Here is a 20,107-nt window from a genome sequence, read left to right on the forward strand (position 1 = left end):
GCCCCAGCGCGGGCGGTGCGACGATTCGACAAGCCCGCTCGCCACAGAGGTCCCAGTTTGCTGCGCGACAGCGCTACGTCGAAGAGGTAGTGGCACCTCCCTCGCCACAAGTGCAGTGTTCTTCCTTAAATGACGGGGCTCGTCTGATCGGGGCTGTTTTCCTGCTGACATTTTCTGACAGGGTGCTCTGCTAATCTGCAGCTCTTTTGTTTTTCGGCAGGATCAACGTGTCGCGTACCACTCGTTTACTGACGTTGTTGCAGGCCCTGCGGGGCAAGAAACGCCCGGTGACCGCCGCCGTGCTGGCGGCGCAATTGGAGGTGTCCGAGCGTACGCTGTACCGCGACATTGCCGAGTTGACCGCCCTGGGCGCGCCGATTTTCGGCGAGGCCGGGGTAGGGTATGTGCTGCGCAGCGGCCTGTTTTTGCCGCCCTTGATGCTCAACGCCGAAGAAACCGAAGCGATCGTGCTGGGCTTGCGTTATGTGGACCAGCGCGGCGATGACGTGCTCAGCCGTGCCGCCGCCAACGCCTTGGCGAAAATCGCCGATGTGCTCGACCCGACGGCGCAGGAAGCCTTGCGCAACCCGACATTGCTGCCCGGCCCGCCAGGGTTTGGCTACCCGGAAAACCGCGTGCCGCTGGATGTATTTCGCGAAGCGATTCGGCATCAGGACAAGCTGCATATCGACTACGCCGATGCCAGCCAGACCCAGAGTCAACGCCTGATCTGGCCCCTGGCCCTGGGGTTTCTCAATGAAGTGCGGGTGATCGTGGCCTGGTGTGAGCTGCGCGGCGCGTATCGCACCTTTCGCACCGACCGCGTGGCGAGTGCCGAGGTCGTCGGCGAACGTTATCCGGGGCGGCGCAGCGACTGGCTGCGGGCCTGGCGCAAGCTGATGGAGCAGAATGAATCCGGGCCGTTCACTCCTGACAAAAACTGACACACCCCTGGCTTAGCATGCTGTTACAACCACCTGAAAAGGAGCTTTGCCATGTCCCAGCCTGAATTGGCCCCCGCCATCGCCGCCTATATCGCGGCGACCAATACCCGCGACACCTCGGTCATTGCCCAGTGTTTTGCCGACGATGCCAATGTGTTCGATGAAGGCCAGCACCAGGTGGGCACCGCCGCCATTGCACGCTGGATGGAAGACACCGGGCGCCGCTACCAGCCGCGTGTCGAGGTGCTCAAGGTGCAGCACCGTACCGGCAAGGTGCTGGTCAGCAATGTGGTCTCCGGCAATTTTCCCGGCAGCCCGCTGGAGTTGCGCTACACCTTTCGCCTGGACGCGAAGGGCAAGATTTCACGGCTGGACATCTCCCTGTAGGTCATAATCGCGGGCATGACTTTCGACTCGCCCCTCGCTGCTTACCAACACGCCATCGCCCAACAGGGTTTCGTTGCCGACGACGCCCAGCGCCGAGCGGTGGATGCCCTGCAAGCCTGCCATGCGGCCCTGCATCAGGGCCGTTCGCCCGTGGCTGGCGTTTACCTGTGGGGCCCGGTGGGCCGCGGCAAGACCTGGTTGATGGATCAGTTCTACCAAAGCCTGCGGGTGCCCGCGCGGCGTCAGCATTTTCACCACTTCATGGGCTGGGTGCATCAGCGTCTGTTCCAGCTCACCGGTACCCATGACCCGTTGCAGGCCCTGGCGCGGGAGCTGAGCCGGGAGGTGCGGGTATTGTGTTTCGATGAGCTGTTCGTCAGTGACATCGGTGACGCGATCATCCTCGGCCGGCTGTTCCAGGTCATGTTCGAGGAAGGTGTGGTGATGGTCTGCACCTCCAATCAACCACCGGCCCAGCTGTATGCCGATGGCTTCAATCGGGAGCGCTTCCTGCCGGGCATTGCGGCGATCGGGCGGCATATGCACGTGGTGGCGGTCGACGGTGGCGAGGATCATCGCTTGCATCCAGGCGTGGGCCGGCAGCGCTACTGGGTGAACCAGCCCGATGCGCTGGCGAACGTGTTCGCACAATTGGCCGAAGGCCAGGCGGTGAGTCGTGGTCCTGTCACCGTCGGCCATCGTTCCATCGTGTGCGTGCAGGCCAGTGACAGCGTGCTGTGGTGCCGCTATGCCGACCTCTGCGAACAACCCCTGGCGGCGATGGATTTCATCCTGCTGTGCGATCGCTTCAAGGCGATCCTGCTGGGGGAGGTGCCCAACCTGAGTGCGCAACAGCGCCCAGGCCGGATTGCCCGCGGCACCGAGGATGGGGTCGAGCGCGTGGTGGCCGGTGATCGCGAGTTGCCGCAGTTGTCGGTGCACGACGACAGTGTGCGTCGCTTCATCGCCCTGGTGGACGAGTGCTACGACCGTAAGGTGCCGCTGTTCATCGACGCCCAGGTGCCGCTGGAGTGCCTGTATACCGACGGTTACCTGGCGTTTCCTTTCCGTCGCACCTTGAGCCGCTTGCAAGAAATGCAGTTGCAGCGCTTCGGCTGAGGCCTGTACGAAAAAAGCCCTGAATGGGCACTTTGGGTTTTTTTAATGCCAAAGCCTTCGCGCTTTCGGGCGCACATTTGTAGTTAATCTCCTTCATCTGGTGCTGACTCCACGCTTACAATCGTGCCCCTCAAAGGGAACCGGTTCCCTTGTAGTCGTGATCGAGGACGGAAATGGACACCCCAGATATCCTGGTGCTGCAAGCCAGCTACACCAATCCTGTACATGCCGAAGCCATTGCCAAGGTGCTTAACCATTACGCCGAAGACCCCATGGGCGGCGGCCATAGCCTGCCCGCCGACCTGCTGGAGCAACTGCCGGCCGAGTTGGCCAAGCGCCCCCATGCGTTCAGTGTGCTGGCGTTTGTCGGCGGTGAACCGGCGGGGCTGGTGAATTGCTTTGAAGGGTTTTCCACCTTTGCCTGCCGCCCCTTGGTCAACGTGCACGACGTGGTGGTGATGAATGAGTTTCGCGGCTTGGGGCTGAGCCAGAAAATGCTGCTGAAGGTCGAGGACATCGCCCGCCAACGTGGTTGCTGCAAGATCACCCTGGAGGTGCTGGAAGGTAATGCCGTCGCCCAGTCGGCGTATCGCAAGTTTGGTTTTGATGATGCGAAGTTTGATCCGGCCCATGGGCGCATGTTGTTCTGGAACAAGCCGCTTTAATAAATAACCGGCGAAAAAAAGGGCGCCAGCAGAGGGCGCCCAATAAACCTTTGCCAACGGAGCGGAATGGCCGAGGGTATTGCGGATTAACTAACGATTAAATTAACTCTTGGGCTGTTCCTGTTCGGTCGTGTTGGTGTTCGGTGTCTTGCCGTTGGCGGACGCCGTTTGTTCAGTCGTGCCGTGAAGCGTCTGCTGCGTGAAGGTGAAGTTGTTGTAGAACTCCTTCGAGCGCTCCGAGCCGCCTTCGGCAAACGCGGCGGCGGAGCCCAGGGTCATCAGGCTGGCAAGCATCAAGGTCGAGAGTTTCATCTGTGTTTACTCATTAAGTGTGATCGGTTATCTGCTCTGTCCTTGATCAGAATCTTGGGGCGATTCTGGTGCGATCTTATTAAGTGGGAATTAACGCGAGAAACATCCGAAGTTAACAATATCGTTAACTTCGGATGGCCGGCTTTAAAGCTTCCAGTCCAAGGCCAGCGTAATGGCGCGTGGGTCGCCCCAATACACGCCGTTATAAAAGCCGACGCGTTCGTAATACTTTTTATCGAATAGGTTGTTGACGTTAAGCGACGCTGAGACGTGCTCGTCGAATTGATAGCGGGACATCAGGTTGACCACCGTGTACGCCTGTTGTGTGATCTTCGCCCGTTCGGTCACCGGTGTGTTGCCGACGCGTACCCCTGTAGGTCGATTGCTCCAATCGTAAATGTCGCTCTGCCAGTTCACCGCGCCGCCGACCGTGAGGTTGCGCCACGCCCCCGGCAAACGGTAGGCGCTGGACACTCTCAGCAGGTTCAGCGGCTGCCCGGTGTTGTTGCGTTTGCCCGAGCCGTTGACCGAATGGGTGTAGGTATAACCGGCCGTCAGGTTCCAATCGGGCAGGATTTCTCCGGCAGCTTCCAATTCGAAGCCGTTGACCTTGTTACCTTTGCCGCCGGACTTGTAGTACTCCTCGCCGGTGGTCGGGTTTCGCTCCACCGAATCGTCCCGCTCGGCGACGTTGTCCTGGGTGCTCCAGAAATATGCCGCCGCCAGGTTCAAGCGTTCGTCGAGCACGCTGCCCTTGAGGCCTACCTCGTAGTTGCTGCCGACCACGGGCTCCAGGTACTTCTTGTTGGCATCCCGCAGGCTCTGGGGTTTGAAAATGTCGGTATAGCTCGCGTAGACGGTGTACTCCGGTGTCAGGTCGTAGAGCAGGCCGGCGTAGGGCGTCCACATATCATTGTGGGTCTGGCTGGTTTTCCCGGCGGCGGTAAGCTGGTCGTTGGCATCGTAGTGCGGGGCGGCGCTTTTCAGTTCCCAACTGCCATAGCGACTGCCCAGCACCGCATGCAAGCGGTCGGTAAGGCTCAGTCGCGTGGCCAGGTAGCCGGCCTTTTGTTGCTTGCTGCTGTGTTCGCCCTTGAGGTCGGTGACGGTGTCGCCGAACTTGGCGATCCCGCCCATGTATTTCCAGTCTTCGATGGTGTAATAGCCGGCGGGTAGGTTGCTGCGCATCACGGGGGAGACGTCCCGCTGCGTGGCCTCGCCATAGCCCATCATCAGTGCATGTTCGCGGCCCAGCAGTGCATAGCTGCCGGCGAGGTTGAGGTCGACGGCCTCCATTCTCGATGTGCCGCGCATATGGCTCGCCCAGGCGGTCATGCCGCTGCGGTCATCGTTGGGGAAGCCTGCGCCGCCGTAGTACACCTTGCCATCCGTATCGCTCTGGCGATGGGTGTAGGCGGCCTTCACGTGCCAGTCGCCGCCCAGCCGATGGTCGAGGGTCGCGAAGGTGGTCTTGTCCGTCAGCGGCCAGGAACTCCAGTGCGCCGCCATATTGGTGGAGCGCGACAGTCCGGCCTTGCCGCCCTCACTGTTCCAGTACGGCACGGTACCCCATGAGGTGCCCTGGACCTGCTTGTTCTGGTAATCGAAACCTACGGCCAGCACGGTATCGTCGGAAAGATCGCCTTCCAGGATGCCGTAGCCGACCGCCCGCTGCAGGCCATAGTTGTCGCGGAACGATTGGCTGTCACGGTAGGCCAGCACCGTGCGTCCGCGCAGCTTGCCGTCGAACGCCAGCGGGCCGCCCACGTCCACGTAGCTGTAATAGTTGTCATGGCTGCCGGCGCTGACGCCGGTTTTCGCCTGCCATTGGGCCGTCGGGCGCTTGCGCACCATATTGATGGTGGCCGAGGGGTCGCCGGCGCCGGTGGTCAAGCCCGTGGCACCGCGTACCACCTCGATGTGGTCATAGATGATGGTATCGGCGTCGGACTTCATGTAGCCGAAGGTATTGAGCATTCCGTCAATCTGAAAGTTGGTGATGCCGTAGCCGCGGGAGGAATAGGACACGCGGTCGGAGTCGTTGTGCTGGACGTTGATCCCGGTGGTCTGGCGCAGCACGTCGGTCAACGTGTTGAGATTGAAATCATCCATCTGCTGGCGAGTGATCACCGAGATCGATTGTGGGGTTTCCTTGACCGACAGGTTCAGGCGGGTGGCGGTGCTCATCGAGCCGGTGGTGTAGGCACCGGTGTGTTCGGTGGTGGCGCCCAGGCCTTCGGCGGAGATGTTGGTCGCGCCGAGTTCGAGCGGGGTGTGTTCGGGGTCGGTTTCACCCAGCAGGTCCGGGCTTAGGGCGGCGCCGCACAGGCCGAGCGTGAGGGTCATGGAGCGGGTAAAAGGCGCGAACATCGCGGAAGACTCCTTGTCGTCTTTGCGGCCACCCCGGAAAGGGAAGGCCTTGGCTCAAAGACGAAAGGAGCGGGGGAACTTTAGGGCTAAACGAGAATGATTGTTATCTTTCTGTTACAAGGCCGGCGGTTCCTGCAGGACCACATCGGTCGGATTAACCTTCTTGGGCTTGATCAGGCTGAAGTCAATCAAGGCCTTTTGCGGGCGCATGTAGGGGTTGCCGATCATCAGCGGGCGCGGCGTGAAGCTGTCGCTCACGACGCTCTTGCTGCGGTCCAGTTCGTTGAAACTCAGCCCTGCGAGGTCGGCCCAGGTGTGGATCAATTGCGAGCTGCTGTAAGGGCGTTGCAAGTCGCCGGCAAACTTCCAGTCGTGGGTTTCACGCCATTTCGGCGAGGCGTAGGCCATGAACGGAATGGTGTACATCGGCGCTGTCGGCTTGCCTTCGTTACGCCCCAGCGTGGCGTGGCCAGCGGAATCGAATACGTCTTCGCCGTGGTCCGACAGGTACAGCAAAAAGCCGTTGGGATCGGTCTTGGCGTAGTCCTTGATCAGGCTCGACACCACGAAATCGTTGTACAGCACCGCATTGTCGTAGCTGTTGTAGATGGGCAGTTGATCGTCACTGATCCCGGCAGGCACGCCCTGGCGGTCGGTGAATTTGTCGAAGGTCGGTGGGTAGCGGTACTGGTAGCTCATGTGGGTGCCGAGCAGGTGCACCACGATGAACTTGCGCTCGGCCGGATCGGCCAGGGCCTTGGAGAATGGCTCCAGTACATCGCCGTCGTATTGGCGGGCGTTCTGGTTGCGGTTGTTGTTCAGGTACACCTGCTCGTCGGCCTGTTCGGAAAAGGTCGTGAGCATGGTGTTGCGTTTGGTCATGGTCTGCTGGTTGGTGATCCAGTAGGTCTTGTACCCGGCCTGTTTCATCACGCTGACGATCGACGGTGTCTTGAGGTAGAGATCGGGGTTCTCCTCGTCGGCGAACGTCAGTACCTGTTGCAGGGCTTCGATGGTATAGGGGCGCGGGGTGATGACATTGTCGAACACCGCCAGTTGGTCGCGCAGCTTGTCCAGTTCCGGCGTGGTGTTGCGCGGATAGCCGTAGAGACTCATGCGTTGACGGTTGGTGGACTCGCCGATCACCAGCACCAGGGTCGACGGCTGGCCGGCCATGGTGTCCTTGAGGTTGGTCAAGGGCGCGATCTGGCTGGCGCTGTCGAGCATGCCCTGCATGTTGTCCAGCTGTTCGGTGTAGCGGCGGTAGGCAACGATCATCTGCCAGGGCACGGCCGGTTCGATGCGCGATTCGAAGCGGTCGATGGCGTCGTCCAGGGTGTCGCTGCGGGCAATCTGCTTGACCAGCGGGTAACCGATGATCGCCACCAGGATCGCCGTTGCCGCCACCAGGGCCTGGCCGCGCGGCAAATACACCGGGCGTACCCGGGTCCACAGGAAAATAGCCACGGCGGTGTGGGCAATGAACGCCAGCACGATCCACCAGGCGAAGTATTGGGTGGCGTACTCGCCGGCTTCGGAGATGTTCGACTCGAACATGATGAAGATGACGCTTTGGGAAAATTCCTGCTGGTAGATGAAGAAATAACCCAGGCTGGCCATGGAACAGGCCCACAGCACCACGCCGATCACAGCGGCCAGCAGGCGCGTACGGCGGGGGAATACCAGCAGGGGCGCGAGCCATATCGCGCTCATGAAGAAGGCTTGGCGAAAACCACTGAAGCCGGAAGTGCCGCTGAGTTGGATCAGCAGTTGGGTAATGCCGGAGAAGTACCAGAAAAACACGAATAGCCAGGCAAGACCGGCCCAATCAAAGCCTTTCGCAGACTTGCTGCTGCGTTCGAACATCGCCATCCAGCGCTCCAACCCGATAATTTTTCAGTTGACGCGCAGGGCTGCACGCAACAGAGGCCACCCTTGCATGGGATGGCCCTTGGGGGCGGGAGTATCGGGAAGGGCATGTGAAAACTTTGTGAGATTTATGTAGCCGTTATCTTACAAAGTGATGACGGGCTCAGCAGAGCGCGGGCTGCACACCGGAAGGCTGGTCCAGCTGGGCTTGAATGATATGGGCACGCAGGCGCATGACCTCAAGCTGCAACTGATCGCGTTCGTCTTTCAACTGGCGCAATTCATCGCGACGGAGTGTGACGTAGAGGGTCTGTGGAGGACGGGTCATCTGTGCTGTGCTCATTGCTTGCCTCGCAAATAGCCGGTGTGTCGCGGTGTGCCAGAACGCTTGAGTCGAGGTTCTCGGCAACAGTCGGAAGCAATTCTGAATTCTTTTCCACTTCAATGGAACTTTTTTATTTTTGGTGGTCGTGTGACTTTCGGAGGCGTGATGGTGAAACGATGGCAATTTTTTCCCATGAAACTACACGGATCTGCCCTGGACTAACCCTCATTAGCCTCATTGCGCTATAAACTATGTCACACATTTATTCAGTAGTTGGGAGCATCAGCACATGCAACTGGGGATTATCGGACTAGGCCGCATGGGCGGGAATATTGCACGGCGCCTGATGCTCAATGGGCATACCACCGTTGTTTACGACCGTAACGAAGCATTTGTCAAAGGTTTGAGCGAAGAGGGCGCCACCGGCGTTGCCGACTTGAAGGCCCTGGTGGCCGGGCTGCAGAAACCCCGTGCCGTCTGGGTGATGTTGCCGGCAGGCGACCCCACCGAAAACACCATCAATGAACTCAGTGAGCTGCTGGAAGACGGTGACGTGATCATCGACGGCGGCAACACCAACTATAAGGATGACGTGCGTCGCGGCAAGGCCCTGGCGCAAAAGGGCCTGCACTATGTCGATGTCGGTACCTCCGGCGGGGTCTGGGGCCTGGAGCGTGGCTACTGCATGATGATCGGCGGCGACACCGAGACGGTGCAGCGCCTCGACCCGATCTTCGCCAGCCTGGCACCGGGCCTGGGCAACATCCCGCGCACCAAGGACCGTTCCGCGTCGGCTGACAAGCGTGCCGAGCAGGGCTACATCCACGCCGGCCCGGCGGGCTCCGGGCATTTCGTCAAGATGATCCACAACGGCATCGAGTACGGGATGATGCAGGCGTTTGCCGAGGGTTTTGACATCCTCAAGACCAAGAACTCGGAAAACCTGCCCGAAGACCAGCGCTTCGACCTCAACGTTGCCGATATCGCCGAAGTCTGGCGCCGTGGCAGCGTGGTCTCGTCCTGGTTGCTGGACCTGACCGCCGACGCCCTGGCCACCGACCCCAAGCTGGACGGTTACTCCGGTTCCGTGGCCGACAGTGGCGAAGGCCGCTGGACCATCGAAGCCGCCATGGAGCAAGCCGTACCGGTGCCGGTACTGTCCACGTCGTTGTTCGCGCGGTTCCGCTCGCGCCAGCAGAGCACCTACGGTGACAAGATGCTGTCTGCCATGCGCTTTGGCTTTGGCGGCCACGTGGAGACTTCCAAAAAATGACCGCCAACGGCAAGAAACTCAAGGCCGAACCTGCTCCACCCACCACCCTGTTTCTGTTTGGCGCCCATGGCGACCTGGTCAAGCGCCTGCTGATGCCGGCGCTGTACAACCTCAGTCGTGATGGCTTGCTGGGCGATGGCCTGCGTATCGTTGGCGTCGATCACAACGCCATCAGCGATGCCGACTTCGCCAAGAAACTCGAGGATTTTATCCGCACCGAGGCGGCGAGCAAGGTCAAGGGCAATGGGGATAACGCCCTCGATCCGGCATTGTGGGCGCAACTGGCCAAAGGCATCAGCTACGTCGAGGGCGATTTCCTCGATGACAGCACCTACGCCGACATCGGCAAGAAGATCGCCGGCAGCGGTACCGGCAACGCGGTGTTCTACCTGGCCACCGCACCGCGCTTCTTCAGTGACGTGGTGCAGCGCCTGGGCAGTGCCGGCCTGTTGACGGAAACCGATGACAGTTTCCGGCGCGTGGTGATCGAGAAGCCCTTCGGCTCCGACCTAGCCACCGCCGAAGCGCTGAATGCCAGCCTGCTCAAGGTGATGAGCGAGAAGCAGATCTATCGCATCGACCATTACCTGGGTAAGGAGACGGTGCAGAACATCCTCATCAGCCGTTTCTCCAACGTGCTGTTCGAAGCGTTCTGGAACAACCATTACATCGACCACGTGCAAATCACCGCCGCCGAAACCGTCGGCGTGGAGACGCGAGGCAATTTCTTCGAAAAAACCGGCACCCTGCGCGACATGGTGCCCAACCACCTGTTCCAGCTGCTGGCGATGGTGGCCATGGAGCCCCCGGCTGCCTTTGGTGCCGATGCGGTGCGCGGTGAAAAGGCCAAGGTCATCGGTGCGGTACGCCCGTGGTCCCTGGAAGACGCGCGGGCCAACTCGGTGCGCGGGCAATACACCGCGGGCGAAATCGCCGGCAAGCCACTGCCCGGCTACCGCGAAGAAGCCAACGTCGCTCCCGACAGCAGCACCGAGACCTTCGTCGCCCTCAAGGTGATGATCGATAACTGGCGCTGGGTCGGCGTGCCGTTCTACCTGCGCACCGGCAAGCGCATGAGCGTGCGCGACACCGAAATCGTGATCTGCTTCAAGCCGGCGCCCTATGCGCAATTCCGTGACACCGAGGTGGACGAGGTCAAGCCCACCTACTTGAAGATCCAGATCCAGCCCAACGAAGGCATGTGGTTCGACCTGCTGGCGAAAAAGCCCGGGCCGACCCTCGACATGGCCAACATCCAGCTGGGCTTTGCCTACAAGGACTTCTTCGAGATGCAACCGTCGACCGGGTACGAAACCCTGATCTACGACTGCATGACCGGCGACCAGACCTTGTTCCAGCGCGCCGACAACATCGAAAACGGCTGGCGAGCAGTGCAACCGTTCCTCGATGCATGGAAGGAGGACGACGGGATCCAGACCTACAAGGCCGGTGAAGACGGGCCCGCAGCGGCTGATGGGTTGCTGGCGCGCGATGGCCGCACCTGGCACTCGCTCGGATGAGTGATGCAGCGATTCATCCCATCCGTTTTATCCTCAGCGACGTGGACGGCACCTTGCTGCATCCGGATCACCGCCTGAGCCAGCGTACTGTCGACGCGGTGAGCGCCCTGCGCGAGGCCGGGGTGTTTTTCAGCCTGGCCAGCGGGCGACCGCCCAAGGCCATGCTGCACCTGATCGAGACATTCGGGATCGATGTGCCGGTGGCGGGCTTCAACGGTGGCACCTTGATCAACCCGGATGGCAGCATCCTGGTTGCCCACCACCTGCCGGCGGAGGCGGCGCTGGTGACCTTGGCGCTGTTCTCGGCCGAGCCGGATGTGGAAGTCTGGGTGTTTGCCGACGGCGACTGGCTGCGCCGTGGTCCGCCAGGGCCGGTGGAACCGCGGGAAGCCCATGGCCTGGGTTATGGGCCGGTGGTGGTGGAAAGTTTCGAACCCTACCTGGAGCGTATCGACAAGATCGTCGCCGCGAGCAACGACACCCAATTGCTGGTGGCGTTGGAAGCGCAATTGCAGCCCAAGGTCCAGGGCTTGGCCCAGGTGTCGCGTTCGCAGCCGATTTACCTGGATGTGACGGCCATGCTGGCCAACAAGGGCGAGGCGTTGAAGACCCTGGCGGCGCACCTTGGGGTGCCGCTGGAGCAGACGGCGGCCATCGGGGACGGGGGGAACGATCCGGCGATGTTTCAGGTGGCCGGGCTGTCGATTGCCATGGGGCAGGCGGAAGAAGCCGTCAAGCGCCAGGCCAGCGTGGTCACCGGCAGCAATGTCGAGGAGGGCGCTGCGGAAGCAATCGAACGGTTTATTCTAGCGGCGCGATAAGCGTCTTAAGTTCCATTGTGCAACTCGCGATCACTGTTTTGCAGTGATCGCAAGTTAGCCGCGATTTACTTCGGCATGGCCCAGGACTGCAACTGGTAGCCATCTTTGTCGAGTTCGGCGCGGGCCTGCAACAGCAAGTCTTCCAATTGCGCCGGGTCGCTATAGGTGTTCGACGACAGCTGTTTGCTGCCGATACGGTTATTGGTGCGGTCGATGACACTCAGGCTCAGGGCGCCATTGCCATCGTGCCAGGCCACGCATTGAAAGGGCTGGAAAGCACGGTCTGCGATCAAAAGAGCTTCGTTGATGCGGAGCGGGGCGTTCATGTGGGTCTCTCTCTAAATGCCCATTCAAGTGAGTACCGGCGGTTGGGCTGACCGTGCGGCGGGTTACTTGTACTGATGCGCGATGACGGGGTACGGGTCACATGTTAGAGCAACAAATTTCAACTTTTCCTGATGGACGTCATGTAAGCGGCTGTTTTGAAAGCTGATTGAAAGTTTTGCGAAGACGCAACTTTTTGACCTGCAAACACGAGTAGTGGCTTTTTGTCCGCACTTATAGCGAAACGATACAAGCACGCTGTCAAGATCTTGCTAGGGTTATCGGCAACCATTACAAACTGTTGTTTCTAAATAACTTTAGTGATTTTTGACGCCAAGGATCAGTCATGGGTGTGCCCCTCGTCCAACGTCGTTTGCTCGTGGTTGACCCCTGTGACGACTGCCACGGGTTGCTGCCCGGTTTGCGTACGGCCGGGTGGGATGTCGACAGCTGCACATTGGAATCGGTAGGAGAGCGCTCATGCGATGTCGGCCTATTGCGCCTGCAGCCCTATCATCTGGAGCGGCCCGAAGCGGTCAAGGAACTGATCAGCCGCAGTGGCACCGAGTGGATCGCCGTACTCAGCCAGGATGTGCTGCGCCTGCAAAATGTGGGGGACTTCGTCTGCGAGTGGTTTTTCGACTTCCATACCCTGCCATTCGACGTGGCGCGGGTGCAGGTGACCCTGGGCCGCGCGTTTGGCATGGCGCGCCTGCGTGGCAAGGGTCACACCCCGGTAGATGAAGGGCACGAGTTGCTGGGGGAAAGCCGCCCCATTCGTGAATTACGCAAATTATTGTCCAAGCTGGCGCCCACGGAGTCCCCGGTACTGATCCGTGGCGACAGCGGCACCGGCAAGGAGCTGGTGGCCAAGACCCTGCACCGCCAATCCCAGCGCCATGCCAGGCCCTTTGTCGCGATCAACTGCGGCGCCATTCCTGAACACCTGATCCAATCCGAACTGTTCGGCCATGAGAAGGGCGCGTTTACCGGTGCCCATCAACGCAAGGTCGGGCGCATCGAAGCGGCCCATGGCGGCACCCTGTTCCTCGATGAAATCGGCGATTTGCCCATGGAACTGCAAGCCAACCTGCTGCGCTTTCTCCAGGAAAAGCAGGTCGAGCGGGTCGGCGGCAGCCAGCCGATTCCGGTGGACGTGCGGGTGTTGGCGGCCACCCACGTCGACCTTGAGGCGGCCGTCGCCAAGGGCGCTTTCCGCGAAGACTTGTACTACCGGCTCAATGTGCTGCAGGTGGTCACCGCGCCCTTGCGCGAGCGCCATGGTGATGTGGCGATGCTGGCCAACCACTTTTCACGCTTCTACAGCCAGGAAACCGGCCGCCGCCCCCGCAGCTTCAGCGATGACGCCCTGGTGGCCATGGGGCAACACCCGTGGCCGGGCAATGTGCGCGAACTGGCCAACCGCGTGCGCCGCGGCCTGGTACTCGCCGAAGGGCGCCAGATCGAAGCCGCCGATCTGGGATTGCTGGGCGAACAGGCAATTTCGCCACCCATGGCTACACTGGAAGACTATAAGCACCGTGCTGAACGCCAGGCGCTGTGCGATGTGCTCAATCGGCACAGCGACAACCTGAGTGTCGCGGCCCGTGTGCTGGGGATTTCCCGGCCGACGTTCTACCGGTTGCTGCACAAACACCAGATCCGCTAGGGCGGGTAAACCGAAAAGCCCCGCAACGACCCTTATCGTTGCGGGGCTTTTCCTTGTGCACCGGATTCTGTAGCGGTCGGGTTAGAAGTAATACGGGAATTTCAAGCTGAACGTAAAGTCCGGCGCATCGTCTGTCATGCCGATTGCCAGGTTCGGCACGATGGTCAGGTTATCCGACGCGGCAATGGTCATCCCCACGTTGAAATAACCGGCGTTGGCATCGCTGGAAACCACCGATTGCCAGTCGCCGCCGTTGGGCTTGAGCCTGCTCTTGCGCTGCACCAGGTCGGACACCGAGAACGACATACTCATCTTCTCGTTGAGGGCAAAGGCCACGCCGACCCCGAACTGGAAGCTGTCGCCCAGGCTGACCTTGCCGCCGACCTTCTGGTTGACGTCACTGCTGATGTCATCGAAGGATTCTTCGAAGTTATGGGTGTAGGACAGCGAGCCGAATAACACGGCAGGATCGAAGGTCTTGACCAGGGAAATGCCCGGAGTGATCGACCACACGCCATTGCCCGTAGGCAGGCTTTCCGGCACGAACAGGTTGTCGTTGCCGGGTGTATTGATCAGCTTGATACCAAACGGTTCTTTGCCGGTGGGCGCCTTGACCCGCACCGACACCACCGCATCCGGCAGGGTGGGGGTTTCGTCGAGGAACTTGTAGGCCACGCCGAAGTTGACGTCGCCGATGGTCGGGTCGCGCGTCACCGATTGTTCCGATGTGGCGGTGCCGTTGTTGCCGGCACCGGCAGACTGGTAGGTCGACTCGCGGTACACCACCGGCACGTTCACGTCGAACTGCCAACGGTTATCGACGTTGTAGCGCCCGGTCAGGTCCAGGGTCCAGTTATCGGACTTGATCCGGTCCAGGTTGATATTGCCGAGGAAAATCGAGTCCAGCGCCAGGAACCCGTTGAGGGTCAACTGACGGGCGTCGTAACGGGCATAGGTAACGCCGGTTTCGAAGCTGAACTTGCCGTTGCCGAAAAAGCCGCTGGCTTCGTTATAGAGGTTACTGACACTTTGCGCCGGGGCCGAATCATCCTTGAGGGACTGGCCGTAGGAACTGCCGCCGCCCCCCGCCCCACCGGATGCCGCCGCGGCCCCCGTGCCCGCGACGGCGGTGCCGTTGGCTTTTTGAAAGTCTGCCGGCGACTTGGCCAGGCGTTTGGGGGCCGGGGTTGCCGGTTGGTCTTCGACCTGACGCACGCGCTGCTCCAGCACGGCCAGCGCTTTTTGCTGCACTTCGTACCGCTGCTTGAGTTCCAGGAGTTCCCGTTTGAGGGTTTCGATGTCGCTGTCTGGCGCTGCATACAGAACGGATGCGGGCAAGAGCGTACTTAAACAGATCACAGCACGGAGCGATAACGATCGATGCATGAAATAAGCCGTCCTTTTCTAATGCGTAAGTGTCGACGGTCAGCGTAGTTCAATAACCGAGCGTGCGTAGGGCTTTGAGTTGATCCAGATTGCAGTTCAACGCACCGTTGTTCAAACCGTTGTTGTTCATCACGACGTTAAGTTGGGTCATGTTGTTGACGAAGTTAGTGTTGCCGGTCAGCACCGTGCCTTGCAGCACATTCCCGCCGCCGATCTGCTGCAGGCTGTTGCCCTGGTTGTGGTTGGCCTGGATCGCCATCTGCAAGCCGCCGTTGTTGGCCGACACGCTCACGCGGCCTGCCGCGCTGTCACCGGTAACGGTGCCGCCGGCGACCAGCACTTGCCCTGATTGCACGATGTTGGAGGGCGCAAAGCCGTTCTCGACGGTGATGCCCACATTGTTGTAGGCGGTGTTGCCATCGCCGGCGGTGCGCACGCTTTGTGTCACACCCTGGCCAGTGCCCAGGCCGGCGCCGCCGGTAACCGTGCCGGTGCCGGTATTCGGGTTCGTGCCGTTGCCGGTCGAGCCGGTGGTTTGTACATAGAATTGCGGGGTAACGGTCGACGAATCGATCTGCATGCTGGCCTTGCCGGTGATGGTGTCACCCACGGCGTTGGTCCAGGTGCTGCTCATGACAATGCCGAAGCTGATGATCCGTCCCGGCATCACGTAACGACCGCGCAGGTCGGCCATTTCCGAATCCTTGAGCTCGATGGGTTTGAACCCCGACGAAGCATAAGCGGGCATTGAGGCTGCCAGACACAAGACCGTCAGCCAACGGGAAGTGTTCATCTTTTGCTCCTGGAGCGTCCTGCCCCTTATTGCGCTTCTTAGAAGAAGTCGCTCTGGATAAAACCGAAATCCATCAGCTCGGCATCGCCTACGGGCCTGAACTCATTCAACTGGTTCTTGGCGGTCAGTGGCGTGGGCGGGTCGAGCAGGGCGTTGGCCTTGTCGTAACCTTCACCCAGCACGGCGAACACGATGCCGTTCCAGCCCTTGACGAAGTCATCATGGGAATAGCGCTTATGGCCCAGTACCGGGTCGCCGATATAGACCCAGTCCTTGTCGGCCCGCTGCATCACCACGAAGTGCTTGTAGCCACGAATTTCCAGCAGGACCACCACGGGGATCCTTACGGTGACCAGTGTTTCTGGCGCGATTTTGTAGCCCCGGGCACGCATGCCGATGCTTTCGAGGTAGCGCTTCATGTCCAGCATGGAAAAGCCCTGGGTACGCACCAGGTCCTGGTCGGCATTGACCAGCATGCCTTTGATGACGTGATCTTCGTCTACATCCAGCCAATAACCCTGGCGCAGAATGGTAGCGAGTGCCGCAGCACCGCAGCTGAAATCGGTTTTCTGTTCCACCAGGTTGGCGAACCGGCGTTCACGAATACTCTCGACCTTCTTGTAGATCACTGTACCGCCAGGCAGGGCGGAGATCGCCATGGTGCCTGCCCAGGTCGGGCCGGTGAGCAGCATCAGGAGGGTGAGGGTCGCGAGGCGCATGATCGTGTGACCTGCTGGACACTGGAATAAAAAAGGGCCTTGTTGCCAAGGCCCCGTTGGATCAGAAGCGCACGCCGCTGGCGCAGACGCTGCAACCTTGACCGATCGACAGGCTGTTGCTGCCTTGGTTGCCCGAACCGGATTGCAGGTTCACACCCACATTGCCGGAGTTGCGGTTAACCGAGTTGTCGAGGCTGGAGTTGTTGGACACGTATTGGGCTTTGCTGCCATGGCCATACCCGTAGCTGGTAGCGGCAGTGTTCAGGTAGCTGTTGGCGAGCGAGTTTTGCTCGGTGTTGGCGGCCGCTGCGATGTTTTTGCCATCAGCGGTGGTGATTGCCAGGTTGTTTTTACCCTGGTTGCCTTGACCGGCCTGGCCGTTGTAACCCAGGTTGCCGGAGTTCCCGTTAGCCGAGTTATCCAACGAGGCGTTGTTCTGGGTGCCTTTGTTGACGAAGTTGTTGAGCCCGCTGTTTTGATTGACATCGACGACAGCGAATACCGTTGCAAAGTCACCTTTGGCACTGGAGATGGCGCCGGAGTTGTCGGCCTGGTTACCACTGCCCGCCTGTACGTTGACCCCGGTGTTACCGCTGTTGCTGGTGACCGAGCCGTCGGCGGAGGCGTTGTTTTCGGTTTTGGTGTCATCGAACTTGTTGCCCACGCTGTTCTGCACATCGGTCACCACAGAGGCAACCACACCGGTGGGTTGAGGCGCAGGGTGCCAGCCACCACCTGCTTGAGCAGCAGCAGCCATGAGTGCGGCCAGTGCGAAAACCAGTGGTTTCAGAGCCATTTGAGGTTTCATGGTGTTTCTCCTTGCTTCTAATTAGTTGGTTAAGTGTTGGTACGGTCTAACGAGTGCTACCAAGCGTTTACTTGATAGTGATGCCCAGGGTGTTAGCCACTCGGTTCCCCACCCCGGCACTCTGGTTCACCTGAATCACTCCTCGGCTGCCTGTGAAGGCCTGGTCGCTCGTAACGACAAGGCGGCTGCCAGTGGTGGGGGTGAGCCCTGAGTCGGTTGCCAGCGTCGTGGTGTTCTGTTGCAACAGGACGCTGTCATCGATGCTTTGCGGGCCAGGGTTGATGCTGATCCGCACGGCATTGATGGATTGGTTATTGGCCCCGGCCGACTGGTTGATGCCCAGTACACCGTTGCCGTTGGTAAATGAGCTGCCCTGGATCGCCGCCCTGGCGTTCAGGGACGGGTCGACACTGCCGTCGAGGCGCTGGATGTTGACGTTGGTGGCCTGGCCACCGAGCGCGATGGCGCGGCTGTTGGACATTTGTTGCTGGTTGCCGGCCGCCTGGTTGATCGACACGACACCCTGGTATTGTTGGCCGCTGTTGTGGATCACCGCCGTGTCGTCGGCGAATGCCGGGGCGCTGGCCAACAGGGCGAGAACGAGCAGGGAACGATTCATCACTTGCCCCCCAGCATGCTGCCGATGTTATTCAACGGCGCCATGCCGCGCTGGACCGAGTCGCTGATCTGCCCGCCCATGCCGCTGCCCGCACCGTGGCCCGCGGCGGAGCCGGCCCCCAGGGTGGACATGCTGTTTTGTGTGGCGTGCAGGCCGGTCAAGGTGCCGTTGGTCTGAACTGCGCGGACAATGCTTGAGCCGCTGCTGATGCCGCCGATATCCATATCACTGAGCTCGCCAGTGGCACCGATGATGTCCCGGCTGGGGTTGGCGTTGGCGGTGGTGGGGTAGGGGTCTTTACCGAAGGCGGCGCGGCCGTACATATGAGCCTGTACGTTGCGCCCTGTCACGATCACGCCATCCTCTGCAAAGCTGGGAACACTGATGCCGACGCTGAGTACACAGCTGATCAGCAGCACGTTCATCGAACCTTGAGTGAGTGTGGCCACGGCGGCATTCCTTATTCGTCGCGCTGACCCTAAACAGCGCTGCAAGGGATAGAGCAGAAGCCGTGCCGCTTTTTATTTACCGTTGTTATTCAATGGCTTGGAGTTGTTTGTGGGCGAAGTGATGTCAGTGCTGTTTCAGCGCTGAGACACCTGCCGCCCAGGCATACACACAGCGCCGTACCACAAACGATTCACCAAGCTGTATCAGCGTTGTAACACTGCCTATGACAAAACGATGAATCCGCACCACAGGGGCGGTCCAGGGGAGTCGAGTGTCTCAAAAATGGACACTTCAGGCGCAACGACGCCCGAGCCGGGGGCAAGCTCAGCCTTTGGGGGATTTACGCGGGATGGAATTGAGTACGGGGTTGCCATCCTGGTTCTGGGTCAGATAGACCGGCAAGACCTTGGGCAAGGAGGGGATGAGGTTATTGACCTCGGTGATGTTGTAGATGCCGCCGATGCGAATCGTCCCGGTGTTGGCGTCTGCCAGCATCACCGGTTTGTTCAGGTAGCGGTTGATCAACGGCAACGCATCCACCAGCGCCAGGTTGTCGAGCACCAGCTTGCCCTGGCGCCAGGCCAGGGCGCTGTCATTGGCGGTGATTGCCTGTATGCGCGGCGTTGCATCGCCCTGTTGGTAGCTGGCCTGCATGCCCGGCGTCAGGGGCACGCTGCCGTGTAACGCGTCGCTGGCAATCTGCACCGAGCCTTCGAGCAACGTGACCCGCACCTGGTCTTCATACTTCCAGACGTTGAACTGGGTGCCCGTGACGCGCACCTGGCCTTCGCCTGCGTGCACGATAAACGGATGGGCGCTGTCATGGCTGACTTTGAAGAACGCCTCGCCCTTGTTCAACGTGACGCGGCGCTGATCCTTGTAGTTGCTGAAGACCAGCTCGGTACCCAGGTTGAGTTCCACCTGGCTGCCGTCGCCCAGGGTGACCTGGCGCAAGCCGTTGGCGGCCTGGAAACGCTCATAGGAACTCGGCAGCCAGCCGGCTTCCCAGCCAGTGAAGGCGGCCAGAGGCAAGGCGACCAGGCAGATCGCCGCCGCGACCGCGTAGGTGCGCAGCCGGCTGCGCGGCTTGAACGGCACCACCACCGACGGGATCTCGTGGCGCGGCAGGTGGTCGGCGACGTCCCAGATTTCCAGCATGGCCGCGTATTCAAAGGCGTGCAGCGGATGGGAGTCATGCCATTGCGCAAAAGCCTGACGTTCATCCGCGGTGCAATCACTGGCGTGCAGGCGCATGCACCAATGCGCGGCGGCGTCGGTGATGGCGTCATATTCGGCTTCTGAAACGGACTTTTCGCTCATTAACTCATCCTGATTTCGCACATTCTAACCTCCCGAGGTGGACCGCGAGAACAGGCGTCATGGCGATTGCACATCAATTGGAACTTATTCTTATTTGCCAGGACCTAAAAAATTCAGGACATTCCCACAATGGAGTACGAATATGCTGAAGAAAACCTTAGTCGCCCTGTGTGCAACCACCGCGCTGCTCAGTGCCGGCGCCGCCATGGCCGATAAGCCCGGTGCGGGCTGGATCACCATTGAAAAGGCGATTGAAGTGGCCAAGACCAAGGCCGGCTACATCGAAGTCTATGCGGCCGAAGCCGATGACAACGGCTATTGGGAAGTCAAGGGCCGCAAGTCAGACGGCACCGTGTATGAAGCGCGCATCGATGGCGCTTCGGGCAATATCCTGCGTGACCAGAAAGACTGATA

At 60.3% G+C, this 20,107-nt stretch carries 21 protein-coding genes; 9 read left to right on the forward strand and 12 right to left on the reverse strand.

The window, feature by feature from the left end:
- The first annotated feature begins 227 nt into the window (after positions 1-227).
- From FX984_RS00005 to FX984_RS00020, 4 genes are all read left to right on the forward strand, one after another.
- Positions 228-944: a helix-turn-helix transcriptional regulator gene (locus FX984_RS00005; RefSeq protein WP_027606462.1), complete on the forward strand. Its 717-nt coding sequence runs from the start codon at positions 228-230 to the stop codon at positions 942-944.
- Positions 945-995: 51 nt separating this feature from the next.
- Positions 996-1,331, forward strand: coding sequence for a nuclear transport factor 2 family protein (locus FX984_RS00010; RefSeq protein WP_027606461.1), 336 nt, complete (start codon positions 996-998; stop codon positions 1,329-1,331).
- Between the two features lie 15 nt (positions 1,332-1,346).
- Positions 1,347-2,450 carry a cell division protein ZapE gene (gene zapE, locus FX984_RS00015; protein ID WP_146477918.1) on the forward strand — a complete coding sequence of 368 codons (1,104 nt, stop codon included), beginning with the start codon at positions 1,347-1,349 and terminating at the stop codon, positions 2,448-2,450.
- 173 nt (positions 2,451-2,623) lie between these two features.
- Positions 2,624-3,115, forward strand: a complete 492-nt coding sequence (locus FX984_RS00020) for a GNAT family N-acetyltransferase (protein WP_027606459.1) — start codon at positions 2,624-2,626, stop codon at positions 3,113-3,115.
- Positions 3,116-3,217: 102 nt separating this feature from the next.
- Here FX984_RS00020 and FX984_RS00025 read toward each other — a convergent pair whose 3' ends face one another.
- The 4 genes from FX984_RS00025 to FX984_RS32350 form a co-directional block, all read right to left on the reverse strand.
- A complete protein-coding gene (locus tag FX984_RS00025) occupies positions 3,218-3,427 on the reverse strand; it encodes a hypothetical protein (RefSeq protein ID WP_027606458.1) in 210 nt (69 codons plus the stop codon).
- A 144-nt stretch (positions 3,428-3,571) separates the two neighbouring features.
- On the reverse strand, positions 3,572-5,797 hold the full coding sequence (locus tag FX984_RS00030; RefSeq protein WP_027606457.1) for a TonB-dependent siderophore receptor: 2,226 nt from the start codon (positions 5,795-5,797) through the stop codon (positions 3,572-3,574).
- A 114-nt stretch (positions 5,798-5,911) separates the two neighbouring features.
- Positions 5,912-7,669 (reverse strand): phosphoethanolamine transferase CptA, encoded by a 1,758-nt coding sequence (locus FX984_RS00035; RefSeq protein WP_027606456.1) that lies wholly within the window; start codon positions 7,667-7,669, stop codon positions 5,912-5,914.
- 160 nt (positions 7,670-7,829) lie between these two features.
- The gene (locus FX984_RS32350; protein WP_256221270.1) at positions 7,830-8,009 is read right to left on the reverse strand and encodes a DUF6026 family protein; all 180 of its coding nucleotides are present in this window, start codon (positions 8,007-8,009) and stop codon (positions 7,830-7,832) included.
- A gap of 226 nt (positions 8,010-8,235) precedes the next feature.
- Between FX984_RS32350 and gnd the strand changes: the two genes are divergently transcribed.
- From gnd to FX984_RS00050, 3 genes are read left to right on the forward strand one after another with little or no spacing between them, the layout of a single operon-like run.
- The gene (gene gnd, locus FX984_RS00040; protein ID WP_223841635.1) at positions 8,236-9,264 is read left to right on the forward strand and encodes a phosphogluconate dehydrogenase (NAD(+)-dependent, decarboxylating); all 1,029 of its coding nucleotides are present in this window, start codon (positions 8,236-8,238) and stop codon (positions 9,262-9,264) included.
- The gene (gene zwf / locus FX984_RS00045; protein ID WP_027606454.1) at positions 9,261-10,784 is read left to right on the forward strand and encodes a glucose-6-phosphate dehydrogenase; all 1,524 of its coding nucleotides are present in this window, start codon (positions 9,261-9,263) and stop codon (positions 10,782-10,784) included. The genes gnd and zwf overlap by 4 nt, the downstream gene beginning before the upstream one ends.
- Complete coding sequence (locus FX984_RS00050; RefSeq protein ID WP_092357825.1) at positions 10,781-11,605, forward strand: HAD family hydrolase; 825 nt, start codon at positions 10,781-10,783, stop codon at positions 11,603-11,605. Before zwf ends, FX984_RS00050 begins: the two co-directional genes overlap by 4 nt.
- Positions 11,606-11,670: 65 nt before the next feature.
- Here FX984_RS00050 and FX984_RS00055 read toward each other — a convergent pair whose 3' ends face one another.
- Complete coding sequence (locus FX984_RS00055) at positions 11,671-11,931, reverse strand: hypothetical protein (protein ID WP_027606452.1); 261 nt, start codon at positions 11,929-11,931, stop codon at positions 11,671-11,673.
- A gap of 344 nt (positions 11,932-12,275) precedes the next feature.
- Between FX984_RS00055 and FX984_RS00060 the strand changes: the two genes are divergently transcribed.
- Complete coding sequence (locus FX984_RS00060) at positions 12,276-13,598, forward strand: sigma-54 dependent transcriptional regulator (protein WP_027606451.1); 1,323 nt, start codon at positions 12,276-12,278, stop codon at positions 13,596-13,598.
- An 81-nt stretch (positions 13,599-13,679) separates the two neighbouring features.
- Here FX984_RS00060 and fapF read toward each other — a convergent pair whose 3' ends face one another.
- The 7 genes from fapF to FX984_RS00095 all read right to left on the reverse strand — a co-directional run bounded on the left by fapF (position 13,680) and on the right by FX984_RS00095 (position 19,693).
- Positions 13,680-14,984: a fibril amyloid transporter FapF gene (fapF, locus tag FX984_RS00065; RefSeq protein ID WP_146477920.1), complete on the reverse strand. Its 1,305-nt coding sequence runs from the start codon at positions 14,982-14,984 to the stop codon at positions 13,680-13,682.
- Between the two features lie 49 nt (positions 14,985-15,033).
- Complete coding sequence (gene fapE / locus FX984_RS00070; protein WP_146477922.1) at positions 15,034-15,777, reverse strand: fibril amyloid subunit FapE; 744 nt, start codon at positions 15,775-15,777, stop codon at positions 15,034-15,036.
- Between the two features lie 38 nt (positions 15,778-15,815).
- The gene (locus FX984_RS00075) at positions 15,816-16,496 is read right to left on the reverse strand and encodes a C39 family peptidase (protein ID WP_027606448.1); all 681 of its coding nucleotides are present in this window, start codon (positions 16,494-16,496) and stop codon (positions 15,816-15,818) included.
- 61 nt (positions 16,497-16,557) lie between these two features.
- On the reverse strand, positions 16,558-17,304 hold the full coding sequence (gene fapC, locus FX984_RS00080; RefSeq protein WP_027606447.1) for an amyloid-like fimbrin subunit FapC: 747 nt from the start codon (positions 17,302-17,304) through the stop codon (positions 16,558-16,560).
- A 67-nt stretch (positions 17,305-17,371) separates the two neighbouring features.
- On the reverse strand, positions 17,372-17,923 hold the full coding sequence (gene fapB, locus FX984_RS00085; protein WP_027606446.1) for a fibril amyloid subunit FapB: 552 nt from the start codon (positions 17,921-17,923) through the stop codon (positions 17,372-17,374).
- Positions 17,923-18,372 carry a fibril amyloid chaperone protein FapA gene (fapA, locus tag FX984_RS00090; protein WP_027606445.1) on the reverse strand — a complete coding sequence of 150 codons (450 nt, stop codon included), beginning with the start codon at positions 18,370-18,372 and terminating at the stop codon, positions 17,923-17,925. The genes fapB and fapA overlap by 1 nt, the downstream gene beginning before the upstream one ends.
- 325 nt (positions 18,373-18,697) lie before the next feature.
- Positions 18,698-19,693 carry a FecR family protein gene (locus FX984_RS00095; RefSeq protein ID WP_027606444.1) on the reverse strand — a complete coding sequence of 332 codons (996 nt, stop codon included), beginning with the start codon at positions 19,691-19,693 and terminating at the stop codon, positions 18,698-18,700.
- Between the two features lie 142 nt (positions 19,694-19,835).
- Here FX984_RS00095 and FX984_RS00100 point away from each other — a divergent pair, with 142 nt between their 5' ends.
- On the forward strand, positions 19,836-20,105 hold the full coding sequence (locus FX984_RS00100; RefSeq protein WP_034104642.1) for a PepSY domain-containing protein: 270 nt from the start codon (positions 19,836-19,838) through the stop codon (positions 20,103-20,105).
- The last annotated feature ends 2 nt before the right edge of the window (positions 20,106-20,107 follow it).

The sequence above is a fragment of the Pseudomonas marginalis genome, from assembly GCF_008692035.1.
In the GTDB taxonomy this organism is placed as follows: domain Bacteria; phylum Pseudomonadota; class Gammaproteobacteria; order Pseudomonadales; family Pseudomonadaceae; genus Aquipseudomonas; species Aquipseudomonas marginalis.